Origin of the sequence: Paracoccus yeei ATCC BAA-599, assembly GCF_000622145.1 — a bacterium.
Lineage (GTDB): Bacteria > Pseudomonadota > Alphaproteobacteria > Rhodobacterales > Rhodobacteraceae > Paracoccus > Paracoccus yeei.
Map to the genome: position 1 here is coordinate 114,529 of NZ_KK211404.1, position 13,591 is coordinate 128,119.

Here is a 13,591-nt window from a genome sequence, read left to right on the forward strand (position 1 = left end):
CGAGCGCGACATCAGGATGCCGATGGGCAGCCCGACCGCGATGGCGAGCAGCGTCGAGGTCAGGATCATCGAGATGGTCTTCATCGTGTCATCCCACATCCCGAAGGCGCCGATCAGGCAAAGCGTCAGGATGCAGGCGACAACGATCCTGGCGCTGCGGCTGGCGCCCCAGGCGATGGCCGCGATGGCGATCAGGATAATCGGCCAGGGCGTGCTCGTCAGCAGGTTTTCCGACCAGACCAGAAAATGGCGCAGGGGCTCGAACAGGCTTTCGATGGCGTCGCCATAACTGCGGGTAAAGCTGCGGAAGCCGTCGTCGATGACCTTCTTCAGGTCACGAAGGAATCCGTCGTTCAGCTGCGGGAACTTGTCGAACCAAGTCATGGCGACCTCATGGAGCGGGTGGGCTACGACAGGCAGGGGGCGGGCCTTGGCCGGCCCCCCGGCGATCTTACAGGGCAGCCTTGATGGCCTCGGCCGCCTCGGGGCTGACCCATTGGGTCCAGATCTCGGGGTGGGTCTTCAAGAACTCGCGCGCGCCGTCCTCGCCCGTGGCCTGGTTCTCGGTCATCCAGGCCATCAGCGCGTTGACCGTGTCGTTCGACCAGCTGCGTTTTTTCAGATAGTCGATGACGGCCGGATCGGTCGTTTCGGCGAACTCCTTGGCCACCAGGGTCAGGACTTCGTCGGTGGGCCAGCTGTTCGGCTTGGGGTCGGCGCAATCGGCCACCGAGGTGCAGCGTTTCCATTCCGCCATGTCCAGCGGCACGCCGAAGTCCAGCTTGACCATCTCGTATTTGCCCAGAAGCGCGGTCGGGGCCCAGTAATACCCGACCCAGCCCTCGTGGCGTTCATAGGCCCGGGCGACCGCGCCGTCGTGCCCCGCGGCCGAGCCCGGGTCGACCAGGGTAAAGCCGTGATCCTCGGCCCCGAAGGCGTGGGCCAGCTGCGTGGTGATGACATTGCCGCCCCAGCCTTGCGGGCCGGTAAAGATCGCGCCCTTGGACGGGTCCTCGGGTGCGGGAAACAGTTCGGGATGCTTCAGCACGTCCGCGACGGTGCGGATCTCGGGGTGTTCGTCCTGGATGAACTTGGGCATGAACCAGCCCTGCACACCGCCGTCCGACAGCGCCTTGCCGACCGAGACGATCTTGCCCTCGGCCAGGCCCTTTTCGAACAGTTCGGGCATCAGCCCGACCCAGCCCTCGGGAACGATTTCGGGCGAGCCCTTTTCCACCAGCGAGGTGATGGCCGGGACGGTGTCGCCCACCGTGACCTCGGCGTCGCAGCCATAGCCTTCGTTCAGGATGAACTGGTCCAGGCTGGCCAGCACCTCGGCGCTTTGCCAGTTCATGCTGGCGATGGTCAGCGACCCGCATTCGGCCCGTGCCGCGGTCGAGAAGGCGAGCGCCGGCACGGCGGCTGCAAAGGCGAGGGCGAGTTTCTGCATCTTGTGTTTCCTGTGCGGCTGTTCCCTTGGCGCCGTACGAGCCGCCGCATGGCTTGCCGCGCCTGATTGTCCCCTTGGCCCGGTGCGGTGGAACCCGGTGTGCGCACGCAGCGGCCCGAATGGCCGCGCTGCCTCCTCCGTGGCAAATCCTCCGCCCCAAGGCGTCTCCCGTCATATTCGCTACAGAATGGTCGGCGTTCTTGCAACAAAATGTTCATGACTGTCGGATCAAAGTTCATAATAGAGCATTTGCTATGCAGGTAAGAACGTGATGGCGACCTTGTTGCACAGTTGTACGATTGCGGGACCCGTCCTTGACGAAGGCTGATTCGTCTTGCGGCGCGCCCAGGATGCTGCGGTTTCGTCCCGATAAATGTTCATTTTTGGGCGTTAACCGTTCACAGATGATTTTTTAATTGACATGAATGAACAGTTTCAGGATTGCTGAAGGGCAGAGTATCCACCCATCCAGGCAGAGCCATGTCGAACGATCCCCTTTTGCAGCCCTATCAGCTGAAGCACCTGACACTTCGCAACCGGATCATGATCACCAGCCACGAGCCTGCCTATCCTGAGGATGGCATGCCCAAGGACCGCTATCGTGCCTATCATGTCGAACGCGCCAAGGCGGGGGTGGCGCTGACCATGACGGCGGGCTCGGCCTCGGTGTCGCGCGACAGCCCGCCGGTCTTCAACAACATCCTGGCCTGGAAGGACGAGGTCGTCGGCTGGATGAAGAAGCTGACCGACGAATGCCACGACCACGGCTGCGCGGTGATGATCCAGCTGACCCACCTTGGCCGGCGCACGCGTTGGGACAAGGCGGACTGGCTGCCGGTCGTCTCGCCCAGCCACGAACGCGAGGCGGCGCACCGTTCGTTCCCCAAGAAGATGGAGGATTGGGACATCAGCCGCATCATCGGCGACTATGTCGATGCCGCCGAACGGATGAAGGCCGCGGGCCTGGACGGGCTGGAACTGCAGGCCTATGGCCACCTGATGGACCAGTTCTGGTCGCCCCTGACCAACGACCTGGACGGCCCCTATGGCGGCAGCCTGGACAACCGGCTGCGCTTTACCTTCGACATCCTCAAGGGCATCCGCGAACGCTGCGGCGAGGATTTCATCCTGGGCGTGCGCTATACCGGGGATGAGGATCTGCCCGGCGGCATCACCGCCGAGGACGGCATTGCCATTTCGCAAAAGCTCAAGGACAGCGGGCTGGTCGACTTCCTGAACGTGGTCAAGGGCCATATCGACACCGACGCCGGCCTGACGGACGTGATCCCGGTGCAGGGCATGCGCAACGCCCCGCACCTGGAATTCGCCGGGGCGATCCGCAAGGCCACCAATTTCCCGACCTTCCACGCCGCCAAGATCCCCGACGTGCCGACCGCGCGCCACGCCATCGCCGCCGGGCTGCTGGACATGGTCGGCATGACCCGCGCCCACATGGCCGACCCGCATCTGGTCCGCAAGGTGATCGAGGGGCGCGAGGACGACATCCGCCCCTGCGTCGGCGCGAACTATTGCCTGGACCGCATCTATCAGGGCGGGCTGGCCTTCTGCCTGCACAACGCCGCGACGGGGCGCGAGGAAACGATGCCCCACACCATCCCTGCCGCGCCCGCGAAAAAGCGCGTCACCATCGTCGGGGCAGGTCCCGCCGGGATGGAGGCCGCCCGCGTCGCGGCCGAGCGCGGCCATGCGGTCACGGTCTTCGAGGCCGCCGACCAGCCCGGCGGCCAGATCCGCCTGACCGCGCTGCAGGAACGGCGGCGCGAGATGATCTCGATCATCGCCTGGCGGCAGGCTATGTGCGACAAGCACGGCGTCACCTTCAACTTCAACACCTTCGCCGAGGCCGACGACGTGCTGGCGACCGACCCGGACGAGGTCATCGTCGCCACCGGCGGCCTGCCCCATACCGAGGTGCTGACGCAGGGCAACGATCTGGTGGTGTCCGCCTGGGACATTCTTTCCGGCGACGTGAAGCCGGGCCAGAACGTGCTGGTCTATGACGACGCGGGCGACCATGCCGCGCTGCAGGCCGCCGACCTGATCGCCGCGACCGGCGCCAAGGTGGAAATCGTGACGCCGGACCGCAGCTTCTCGCCCGAGGTGATGGCGATGAACCTGGTCCCCTACATGCGCAGCCTGCAAAAGCTGGACACGACCTTCACCGTGACCTGGCGGCTGATGCAGGTCGCGCGCGACGGCAACCAGCTGCGCGCGACACTGGGCAGCGATTACGGCGGCGTCACGCGCGAGCGGCTGGTCGATCAGGTGGTGGTCAACCACGGCACGCGCCCGCTGGACGAGTTGTATTTCGACCTGAAGCCCCTCTCTTCGAACTTGGGCGAGGTCGATTACGAGGCGCTGACCACCGGCGGGTTTCAGAATGTCCGCAAGAACCCCGAGGGCAAGTTCCGCCTGTTCCGCATCGGCGATGCGGTGGCCGCCCGCAACACCCATGCCGCGATCTACGACGCGCTGCGGCTGGTCAAGGATCTGTAATGCTTTGGCGCGCCGATGGGATCGGCGCGCCCTGATATCCAGGAGAGTCATGTCGCGAACCGAAGCCCTGCAGAATGCCTGCCTGACCGCCTCCGGGACGTGCGGCCCCGATCAGCGGGGCAGGGCGGCTATTGGTTTCGGCTGCGTCTTCTTGCCGCCTGCGCGGTCCGTGCCATGCGCCTGGATGAACCGCCGCTCGCCCTCCGGGGCGCGGCGCGTGTGACGGATGACACCAACGACAGGATTTGTGATGAAGATCCTCACCCCCATCAAGCGGGTTATTGACTACAACGTGAAGGCTCGGGTTCGGTCTAACGGGTCTGGGGTTGACCTTGCGAATGTGAAGATGTCGATGAACCCGTTCGACGAGATCGCGGTCGAGGAGGCGATCCGGCTGAAGGAAGCCGGCAAGGCCGAGGAAGTCATCGCCGTCAGCATCGGCGTGAAGCAGGCCCAGGAAACGCTGCGCACGGCGCTGGCGATGGGCGCGGACCGGGCGATCCTGGTGGTCGCGGCCGATGACGTGCACCAGGACATCGAGCCTTTGGCGGTGGCCAAGATCCTGGCCGCGGTGGCCAGGGCCGAGGGCGCCGGGCTGGTCATCGCGGGCAAGCAGGCCATCGACAACGACATGAACGCGACCGGGCAGATGCTGGCGGCGCTTCTGGGCTGGGGCCAGGCGACCTTCGCCTCGAAGCTCGAGCTCGAAGGGGCCAAGGCCAAGGTGACGCGCGAGGTCGACGGCGGCCTGCAGACCATCGAGGTCGGCCTGCCCGCGGTTGTCACCGCCGACCTGCGGCTGAACGAGCCGCGCTATGCGTCGCTGCCGAACATCATGAAGGCCAAGAAGAAGCCCCTGGAGGAGAAGACCCCGGCCGATTACGGGGTCGAGGTCGCGCCGCGGCTCGAGGTGGTCTCGGTGCGCGAGCCCGAGGGCCGCAAGGCCGGCATCAAGGTGGGATCGGTCGACGAACTGGTCGGCAAGCTGAAAGAAGCGGGGGTGATCTGATGGCTGTTCTGATCCTGGGGGAAGTCACCGACGGCGCGCTGAACCTGGACGCGACCGCGAAGGCGGTGGGCGCGGTCCGGGCTTTGGGCGAGGTGACGGTTCTGGTGGCGGGCGCGCAGGCCCGCGCCGCCGCCGCCGAGGCGGCCAAGATCGCCGGCGTGGCGAAGGTGCTGGTGGCCGAAAGCCCGCTTTACGGCCACCGCCTGGCCGAGCCGACGGCGGCGCTGATCGTGTCGCTGGCGGGCGACTACAGCCACATCGCGGCGCCGGCGACGACGGATGCCAAGAACGTGCTGCCGCGCGTCGCGGCGCTTCTGGACGTGATGGTCCTGTCGGAGGTCTCGAAGGTGATCGACGAGGGCACGTTCGAGCGCCCGATCTATGCCGGCAACGCGATCCAGACGGTGCGCTCGAAGGATGCGACCAAGGTCTTCACGCTGCGCACGGCAAGCTTCGAGGCGGCGCCCGGCGGCGGCTCGGCCGCGATCGCCGAGGCGGCGGCCGCGGCCGATCCGGGGCTGTCGTCCTGGGTCGCCGACGAGGTGGCCGAGAGCGACCGTCCCGAACTGACAAGCGCGAAACGCGTGGTCTCGGGCGGCCGGGCGCTGGGGTCGAAGGAGAGCTTCGCGATCATCGAGCAGCTCGCCGACAAGCTGGGCGCGGCGGTCGGCGCGTCGCGCGCGGCGGTCGACAGTGGCTATGCGCCGAACGACTGGCAGGTCGGGCAGACCGGCAAGGTGGTGGCGCCCGAGCTTTACCTGGCCGTGGGCATCTCGGGCGCGATCCAGCACCTGGCGGGGATGAAGGATTCGAAGGTGATCGTCGCCATCAACAAGGACGAGGAGGCCCCCATCTTCCAGGTCGCCGACTACGGCCTCGTCGGTGACCTCTTCACCGTGGTGCCGGAACTCACAGGAAAGCTCTGAGCGCTTCACCGTTTGCGCAAATACCCCGGGGGGCGCGTCCCCGAGGCCCCGTCGAGGGGCCACGGGGACGCGGGGGGCAGAGCCCCCCGGCCACCCCACGCAACGCGCCGGCCCAGCCCCGGACCGAAACCGCCCCCGCAAAAGGGGCGGTTTTGCATTGAATGATCCCCGGGCTTGCGCCATCGTCCCCTGCGAAGTTCAAAGGGGTGAAAACATGGCGATTCAATCGGTAGGCATCGTCGGCGCGGGCCAGATGGGCAATGGGATCGCGCATGTCTTTGCGCTGGCCGGCTATGACGTGCTGATGACCGATATCTCGCGCGAGGCGCTGGACAAGGCAGTTGCGCTGGTCGACCGGAACCTGTCGCGCCAGGCCAGCCGGGGCAAGATCTCGGACCAGGACAGGGACGCGGCGCTTGGCCGCATCAGGACCACGCTGCAACTCTCCGACCTCGGCCAGTGCGATCTGATCATCGAGGCCGCGACCGAACGCGAGACCGTCAAGCAGGCGATCTTCGAGGACCTGCTGCCGCATCTGAAACCCGAGACGATCCTGGCCTCGAACACCTCCTCGATCTCGATCACGCGGCTTGCCAGCCGCACCGACCGGCCGGAACGCTTCATCGGTGTGCACTTCATGAACCCGGTGCCGGTCATGCAACTGGTCGAGCTGATCCGCGGCATCGCCACCGACGAGGCGACCTACAAGCAGCTGCTGGAGGTGGTCGAGAGGATCGGCAAGACCGCCGCCAGCGCCGAGGATTTTCCCGCCTTCATCGTCAACCGCGTGCTGATCCCGATGATCAACGAGGCGGTCTATGTGCTGTACGAAGGCGTGGGCAGCGTCCGGTCCATCGACGAATCGATGAAGCTCGGGGCAAACCACCCGATGGGGCCGCTGGAACTGGCCGATTTCATCGGGCTGGACACCTGCCTTGCGATCATGAACGTGCTGCACGACGGGCTGGCCGACACCAAGTATCGCCCCTGCCCGCTGCTGGTCAAATATGTCGAGGCGGGCTGGCTGGGCCGCAAGACCGGCCGCGGCTTCTATGACTATTCGGGCGAGACGCCGGTTCCCACGCGCTAGACCAGGACGGGGGCGGCCGGGGCTCTGCCCCGGACCCCGGGGTATTTCGGAAACGGTGAATTCAGCCCTTGCGGCCGATGCGCGGCTCGGTCCCGGCCAGGATGCGGCCGATGTTGGCGTGATGGCGGATGAAGATCAGCACCGCCATGAAGCCTGTCACCACCGCCATGCGCGGACCGTCGAGCCACCAGGCAAAGGCCGGCGTCAGCGCCGCCGCCACCAGCGCCGACAGCGACGAGATGCGCCCCGCCGCCGCCGTCAGCAGCCACAGGCCGCAGGCAATCAGCCCCAGCCGCCAGTCGAGCGCGAGCACCGTCCCCAGGAAGGTCGCGACGCCCTTGCCGCCCTTGAAGCCCAGCCAGACCGGGAACAGGTGGCCCAGGAAGGCCGCCGCCCCCGCCACCAGCGCCGCGTCGGGGCCCGCCAGCCAGCGCGCCAGCAGCACCGCGATGGCGCCCTTGCCCGAATCCAGCAGCAGCGTCGCCAGGGCCGCGGGCTTGTTGCCGGTGCGCAGCACATTGGTCGCGCCGATATTGCCCGAGCCGATCTGGCGCAGGTCGCCCAGTCCCAGCGCCCGGGTGATGACGATGCCGAAGGGGATCGAGCCCAGCAGGTAGCCCAGCACGGCCCAGAGAATCAGGGTCATGCGGCATCTCCGTAGACAGGGTGGCCGGCCACCCAGGTTCCCAGCACCCGGCCCTGCATCCGCGCGCCGTCAAAGGGGGTGTTCTTGGATTTCGACAGAAGCGCGAAGCGGTCCAGCACGAAGGGCGCGTCGGGATCGAACAGGACCAGGTCGGCGGGCGCCCCCGGGACCAGCCGCCCGGCCTCCAGACCCAGCCGCCTGGCCGGGTTCAGCGCCAGCGCCCGCCACAGCTGCGGCAGGCTCAGCCCGCCCGCATGGTAAAGCCGCATCGCGGCCGGCAGCAGGGTCTGCAACCCGACCGCGCCGGGCGCCGCCTCGGCAAAGGGCAGGCGCTTGCTTTCCTCGTCCTGCGGGGTGTGGAAGCTGGCGATCACGTCGATGGTGCCGTCGGCCACCGCTTCGACCATGGCCTGACGGTCGTCCTCGGACCGCAGGGGGGGCGTGAAGCGGAAGAAGGTGCGATAGCCGCCGACATCCAACTCGTTCAGCGTCAGGTGGTGGATCGAGGTCCCCGCGGTCACGTCGAGCCCCGCCTGTCGCGCGCGGCGCAGCGCCGGCAGGCTGGCCGCGACGGTGATCTGGTCGGCATGATAGCGCGCGCCCGTCATCGCCACCAGCGACAGGTCGCGGTCCAGCCCCATCACCTCGGCCATCGGCGACACAGCCGGCAGGCCGTAAAGCGAGGCGAACTTTCCGCTTGTCGCCGCCGCCCCCCTGGACAGGCCCGGTTCCTGCGGGTGGCCGACGATCAGCGCGCCCAGCCCACGGGCATAGGTCATGCAGCGCGACAGCAGCCGGGTGTCCGACACGACCCGGACCCCATCGGTAAAGGCGACCGCGCCTGCATCCTGCAGGAACGACATCTCGACCATCTCGCGGCCCTCGCGCGCCTTGGTCAGGGCCGCCATGTGGCGGATGTTGACCAGGGCATCCGCGGCCCGCCGGGTCGCGAATTCCAGCGATTCCGGCGCGTCGATCGGCGGCTGCGTGTCGGGCCGCGCGACGATCGTGGTCACGCCCCCCGCCGCCGCCGCAAGGCCGGCGCTGCGAAAGCTTTCCTTGTGCCGCTCGCCCGGCTCGCCGATCTTGACGCCCCAGTCGACGATGCCGGGGGCAAGGCAGCGGTCGCCGCAATCGACCAGTTCGGCCCCCTCGGGGGCGTCGCCGCCCACCGCCTCGATGCGGCCGTCGCGGATGGTCAGGGTCGACGGCTCGACCGCCTGGGCCTCGGGGTCGACCAGGCGCGCGTTCTGGAAGTGCAGGATCATGCCATCATCTCCGAGGCCTTGGCGCCGCGTTCCGCGCGCAGGTTCCGCGCCAGCAGGTCCATCGCGGCCATGCGCACGGCGACGCCCATCTCGACCTGGTCCTGGATCACGGAACGGTTGATGTCGTCGGCGATGGTGCCGTCGATCTCGACGCCCCGGTTCATCGGGCCCGGGTGCATGACGATGGCGTCGGGCGCGGCCAGCGCCAGCTTCTCGGCATCCAGCCCCCAGCGGTGGTAATATTCCCGCTCGGACGGGATGAAGCCGCCGTCCATCCGTTCCTTTTGCAGCCGCAGCATCATCACCACATCGGCGCCCTTCAGCCCCTCGCGCATGTCCTCATAGACCTCGCAGCCCCAGTCGGCCGCGCCCGCGGGCATCAGCGTCGCGGGACCGACCAGGCGCAGCCGGTTCTCCATCTTGCCCAGCAGGAACAGGTTCGAGCGCGCGACCCGGCTATGCGCGATGTCGCCGCAGATGGCGATGGTCAGGCGGTGCAGCCGGCCCTTGGCCCGGCGGATGGTCAGCCCGTCCAGCAGCGCCTGGGTCGGATGTTCATGCCGCCCGTCGCCCGCGTTCAGCACGGCGCAGTTCACCTTTTGCGCCAGCAGGTCCACCGCGCCCGATTGCGGGTGGCGCACCACCAGCAGGTCGGGGTGCATCGCGTTCAGCGTCAGCGCGGTGTCGATCAGCGTCTCGCCCTTCTTCACGCTCGACTGGGCCACCGACATGTTCATCACATCCGCGCCCAGCCGCTTGCCGGCCAGCTCGAAACTGGCCTGGGTGCGGGTCGAGTTCTCGAAGAACATGTTGATCTGCGTCATGCCCTCCAGCGCATCGGAATGCTTCACCGTGCGGCGGTTCAGGTCGACATAGCTTTCGGCCAGGTCAAGAAGCGTTGTGATTTCAGCCGGGGCCAAAGGCTCGATCCCCAACAGATGGCGCGCTCGGAACATGGATACCCCCGGCTCTCGGTCGCGCCCTCTATCGCAAATGGGGACGGACCCGGCAAGCAGCCCCTTGCCATGAAACCGATTTTGCCGCATCGCGGAAAGATGACCGAACAAGGCCGCGTCAGCTTCGTCTCCTCCGGGCCGGGTGACCCCGAGCTTCTGACCCTGCGCGCATTGCGCCTGCTGCAGGGCTGCGACGTGGTGCTTTACGACGACCTCGCCTCGGGGCCGGTGCTGGACCAGGCGGGACCGCAGGCGGAACGCATCCCGGTGGGCAAGCGCGCCGGCCGTCCCTCGGCCAAGCAGGAGACGGTGAATGCCCTCCTGGTCGAGCACGCCAGCGCCGGCAAGCATGTGGTGCGGCTGAAATCGGGCGATTCCGGCGTCTTCGGCCGGCTCGAGGAGGAACTGGCCGCGCTGCGCGCCGCCGCCATTCCCTATGAGATCGTGCCCGGCGTTCCTTCGGCCATGGCGGCGGCGGCGGTCGCGGGCCTGCCGCTGACCCGGCGCCTGACGGCGCGGCGGCTGCAATTCGTGACCGGCGCCGACGTGACCGGGGGCCTGCCGCAGGACCAGAACTGGGCGGCGCTCGCCGATCCGCGCGCCACCACGGTCGTCTTCATGGGCCAGCGCACATTTCCCGGCATGGCCCGGTCGCTGATCGAAAACGGCCTGCCCGCCGACACCCCGGCCCTGCTGGCCGAGGCCGTGGGCCACCCCCACCAGCGGCTGGTCCGCACCACGGTATCGGGCCTTGCCGCGCTGCTCGCGGCCGAGGGGCCCAGCCCCCATCCCGCGCTGATCTTCTACGGACCTCTGGCCGACAGCCCCTGAAGGGCTTTCACCGTTTCCAAATACCCACGTTGCGCCCGCCGCCGCCGGGACTATTCTGGCCGCCTTGGGAAAGGAACCGCGATGCTTGGCTTTGTCACCATCCCCGACGCCGGCGGCGCCGACCGGCTGCTCGCCGAAACCGCCGCCCTGCTGGAACGCGAGGGGCTGCGGCTGGCCGGCGCGGTCCAGCAGAACCTGGACCGGGGCGAAGGGCAGGACTGCGACATGGACCTGCGCATCCTCGGCGACGGGACCGTCATCCGCATCTCGCAGAACCTCGGCACCTGCGCCGAAGGCTGCCGGCTGGACACGGGTGCGCTGGCCCAGGCCGTGGCGCGGGCCGAGGCGGCGCTGGCGCGCGGTGCCGACCTCGTCATCGTCAACAAGTTCGGCAAGCAGGAATGTTTCGGTCGCGGCTTTCGCGACGTCATCGCCCAGGCGCTGGCCCAGGGCGTGCCGGTCCTGCTGTCGGTCCCGGCCGAGCAACTGCCCGGCTTTCACGCCTTCGCGGGCGAGATGGCGCAGCCGGTCGCGCCCGGGGCCGCGCTCGACTGGTGCCGGGCGCGGGTCGCATTGGCATGAGCCTGCAGATCGACGCCCGCGGGCTTCTGTGTCCCCTGCCGGTCCTGCGCCTGCGCAAGCGCCTTCTGGGCCAGCCGCCCGGAACCCGCGTCACGCTGCTTGCGACCGACCGTGCGGCGCTGGTCGACGTGCCGCATTTCTGCGCCGAATCCGGCCATGTCCTGATCTCGGTCCGCGAGACCGCCCCGGGTCAGACCGAATACACCGTCGAACGCGGACCCGATGCTTGACATCTTTCTGCGCACGCTGCCCTTCTTCCTGATCATCGGCACCGGCTGGCTGGCCGGCCACACCCGGTTCTTTCCGCAGGAAGCGACCGCGTGGCTGACGAAATTCGTCTTCTACTTCGCACTGTCGGCGATGCTGTTCCGCTTTGCCGCCGGGCTCGACGTGCGGCGGCTGTTCGACGCGCCCTTCTTCATGGCCTATCTGACCGGCACGCTGGCGCTATGGCTGCTGGCGATGGCGGTCGCGCGCTGGCGCCGCCTGCCCCTGGCCGAGGCGGCGATGGAATCGCACAGCGCCGTCACCGGCAACACCGGCTTTCTGGGCGTGCCCATGCTGGTCGTGCTGCTGGGACAGGCGGCCATCGGCCCGGTGATGATGGTGCTGGCCATCGACCTGGTGATCTTTTCGGCGCTGCTGACGCTGCTGGTCACGGCCGCGCGGCACGGGCGGGGGCTGGCCTCGGCGCTGGTGCCGCTGGTCCGTGGCGTCGTCGCGAACCCGATGATCGTCTCCATGGTGGCCGGGCTCGGCTGGGCCTGGCTGCGGCTGCCGATGCCCCGCCCGGCGGACGAATTCCTGTCGCTACTGGGCGCCGCGGCGACACCCGGGGCGCTGTTCGCCATCGGCGCCAGCCTGGCAGGCCGCCGGGCCGAGCGGCTGGCCCCTGCGCTGTGGATCAGCCTGGCCAAGCTGGTGCTGCATCCCCTGGCGGTGGGCACCGCGGCGCTTGCCATCTTTGACGTGCAGCCCTTTGCTGCGGGCGTGATGATCGCCGCAGCCAGCCTGCCGGTCGCGGGCAACGTCTATATTCTTGCCCAGCACTTCGGCGTCGCGGCGCATCGGGTGTCGACCGCGATCCTGGTATCGACGGCGGCCAGCATCCTGACCCTGCCCTTCGTCATCCACTGGGTGGGCGGCTAGTCGACCGGCCGGATCAGCTTGCGCTCCAGCACGCGCAGCACCTGCCCCAGGTCGTGCCCGCGCTTGAGCACGCGCCCATCCATCCCGATCACCGCGTACTGTCCCTGCGCCGCACGCAGCCGGGGCCGCTTCTCGATGCGGTAAAGCGGGTTCTCGGCAGCCCGGCGAAAGACGGAAAACACCGCCACCTCGCGCAGGAACGACAGGCCATAGTCGCGCCATTCCCCCGCCGCGACCATCCGGCCGTAAAGCGACAGGATCACGCCAAGCTCGGCCCGGTCAAAGGCGACCCGCTCCTGATCCGCATTGAAGCCGAAGGGCATGTTCATGACCGGATCGTGACACCTGCCGGCCGCCGGATCAATCGAAAAGGCGGCCGGGGCCTTTCGCCCCACCTGAGGCGTCGCCCTTGCGGCGTCGCGGCGATCGGGTATTTGGAAAACGGTGAAGACCAGGCGCGGCGCCCCGGCTTTCACTGTTTTTCAGATACCCATGCGACATTTGCCGCAAGCGCCGCGCTGCCGTTTCAGGCGCGGCGCCGGCCAGCCATCCGCGCCAGCGTGCCATCGCGCCACATGCTTTCGTGCAGGCCCACCATGACGACATGGCCCGCGATCAGCGCCAGCATGATCCAGGCGAGTTCGCCATGCAGAGCATTGCCGATGCTCACGGCCCAGCCGATCTCGGGCATCTGGGCGGGAAAGACCTGAAACCCGAAGGGCGCAAAGACCCGCTCGGAGCCCCAGGCGCGCAGCAGGGCGGCAGTCGGCACGATCAGCATCGCCAGATACAGCGCCAGGTGCCCGGCGGTGGCCGCCCGCCCCAGCAATCCGGCGCCGTGATCGGGCCGGTTGCGCCGGTTCGAAAGCGCCCAGCCGATGCGCGCCAGGATCAGCAGGAACAGGACCGTGCCCACCTTCTGGTGCGATCCGACGAAGAAACTGACCACGGGCGTGCGGCCAAGGATCAGCCGCAGCCCCATGCCCAGGAACTGCCAGGCCATCAGCGCCGCGATGGACCAATGCAAAACCCTTGTGACGCGCCCATATACTGCTCGGGTGTCGCGAAGCGGGAGCGTGGCATCGGCAGAGGTCTTGGGCATCCTGGGTCCTGGATATACGGCCGGATCGGTCCGGGCGGTGGGGGATGAAAAGTTGACTATTTTTC

At 67.9% G+C, this 13,591-nt stretch carries 14 protein-coding genes and 1 pseudogene; 8 read left to right on the plus strand and 7 right to left on the minus strand.

Annotated elements, in window-relative coordinates; genetic code table 11:
* Together BU28_RS25910 and BU28_RS0121285 are read right to left on the minus strand one after the other, a co-directional pair.
* Window positions 1-384, minus strand: a pseudogene (locus BU28_RS25910) (proline/glycine betaine ABC transporter permease); the annotation flags it as partial.
* A 67-nt stretch (window positions 385-451) separates the two neighbouring features.
* Window positions 452-1,450 (minus strand): ABC transporter substrate-binding protein, encoded by a 999-nt coding sequence (locus BU28_RS0121285; RefSeq protein WP_028721231.1) that lies wholly within the window; start codon window positions 1,448-1,450, stop codon window positions 452-454.
* A 480-nt stretch (window positions 1,451-1,930) separates the two neighbouring features.
* On the opposite strand from BU28_RS0121285, the gene hpbA reads away from it, so the two are divergent.
* The 4 genes from hpbA (at window position 1,931) to BU28_RS0121305 (ending at window position 6,992) form a co-directional block, all read left to right on the plus strand.
* Window positions 1,931-3,967 (plus strand): N-methyl-L-proline N-demethylase HpbA, encoded by a 2,037-nt coding sequence (gene hpbA / locus BU28_RS0121290; RefSeq protein ID WP_028721232.1) that lies wholly within the window; start codon window positions 1,931-1,933, stop codon window positions 3,965-3,967.
* A gap of 250 nt (window positions 3,968-4,217) precedes the next feature.
* The gene (locus tag BU28_RS0121295; protein ID WP_028721233.1) at window positions 4,218-4,976 is read left to right on the plus strand and encodes an electron transfer flavoprotein subunit beta/FixA family protein; all 759 of its coding nucleotides are present in this window, start codon (window positions 4,218-4,220) and stop codon (window positions 4,974-4,976) included.
* The gene (locus BU28_RS0121300; RefSeq protein WP_028721234.1) at window positions 4,976-5,902 is read left to right on the plus strand and encodes an electron transfer flavoprotein subunit alpha/FixB family protein; all 927 of its coding nucleotides are present in this window, start codon (window positions 4,976-4,978) and stop codon (window positions 5,900-5,902) included. Before BU28_RS0121295 ends, BU28_RS0121300 begins: the two co-directional genes overlap by 1 nt.
* 214 nt (window positions 5,903-6,116) lie before the next feature.
* Window positions 6,117-6,992 (plus strand): 3-hydroxybutyryl-CoA dehydrogenase, encoded by an 876-nt coding sequence (locus BU28_RS0121305; RefSeq protein ID WP_028721235.1) that lies wholly within the window; start codon window positions 6,117-6,119, stop codon window positions 6,990-6,992.
* 61 nt (window positions 6,993-7,053) lie between these two features.
* On the opposite strand, the gene plsY is transcribed toward BU28_RS0121305, so the two are convergent.
* The 3 genes from plsY to BU28_RS0121320 are packed head-to-tail and all read right to left on the minus strand — an operon-like array spanning window position 7,054 to window position 9,862.
* Window positions 7,054-7,638, minus strand: coding sequence for a glycerol-3-phosphate 1-O-acyltransferase PlsY (gene plsY, locus BU28_RS0121310; protein ID WP_028721236.1), 585 nt, complete (start codon window positions 7,636-7,638; stop codon window positions 7,054-7,056).
* Window positions 7,635-8,906 carry a dihydroorotase gene (pyrC, locus tag BU28_RS0121315; RefSeq protein ID WP_028721237.1) on the minus strand — a complete coding sequence of 424 codons (1,272 nt, stop codon included), beginning with the start codon at window positions 8,904-8,906 and terminating at the stop codon, window positions 7,635-7,637. The genes plsY and pyrC overlap by 4 nt, the downstream gene beginning before the upstream one ends.
* The gene (locus BU28_RS0121320) at window positions 8,903-9,862 is read right to left on the minus strand and encodes an aspartate carbamoyltransferase catalytic subunit (RefSeq protein WP_028721238.1); all 960 of its coding nucleotides are present in this window, start codon (window positions 9,860-9,862) and stop codon (window positions 8,903-8,905) included. Before BU28_RS0121320 ends, pyrC begins: the two co-directional genes overlap by 4 nt.
* 99 nt (window positions 9,863-9,961) lie before the next feature.
* On the opposite strand from BU28_RS0121320, the gene cobA reads away from it, so the two are divergent.
* The 4 genes from cobA to BU28_RS0121340 all read left to right on the plus strand — a co-directional run bounded on the left by cobA (window position 9,962) and on the right by BU28_RS0121340 (window position 12,424).
* Window positions 9,962-10,693, plus strand: coding sequence for a uroporphyrinogen-III C-methyltransferase (gene cobA, locus BU28_RS0121325; RefSeq protein ID WP_028721239.1), 732 nt, complete (start codon window positions 9,962-9,964; stop codon window positions 10,691-10,693).
* A gap of 81 nt (window positions 10,694-10,774) precedes the next feature.
* Window positions 10,775-11,275 (plus strand): DUF2478 domain-containing protein, encoded by a 501-nt coding sequence (locus BU28_RS0121330; RefSeq protein ID WP_028721240.1) that lies wholly within the window; start codon window positions 10,775-10,777, stop codon window positions 11,273-11,275.
* On the plus strand, window positions 11,272-11,505 hold the full coding sequence (locus BU28_RS0121335) for a sulfurtransferase TusA family protein (RefSeq protein ID WP_028721241.1): 234 nt from the start codon (window positions 11,272-11,274) through the stop codon (window positions 11,503-11,505). The genes BU28_RS0121330 and BU28_RS0121335 overlap by 4 nt, the downstream gene beginning before the upstream one ends.
* Window positions 11,498-12,424, plus strand: coding sequence for an AEC family transporter (locus BU28_RS0121340; protein WP_028721242.1), 927 nt, complete (start codon window positions 11,498-11,500; stop codon window positions 12,422-12,424). The genes BU28_RS0121335 and BU28_RS0121340 overlap by 8 nt, the downstream gene beginning before the upstream one ends.
* Here the strand turns inward: BU28_RS0121340 and BU28_RS0121345 are convergent.
* Window positions 12,421-12,753 (minus strand): DUF2794 domain-containing protein, encoded by a 333-nt coding sequence (locus BU28_RS0121345; RefSeq protein ID WP_051578369.1) that lies wholly within the window; start codon window positions 12,751-12,753, stop codon window positions 12,421-12,423. The genes BU28_RS0121340 and BU28_RS0121345 overlap by 4 nt on opposite strands.
* Before the next feature lie 197 nt (window positions 12,754-12,950).
* Window positions 12,951-13,526, minus strand: coding sequence for a cytochrome b (locus tag BU28_RS0121350; protein ID WP_028721244.1), 576 nt, complete (start codon window positions 13,524-13,526; stop codon window positions 12,951-12,953).
* Window positions 13,527-13,591: the final 65 nt, after the last annotated feature.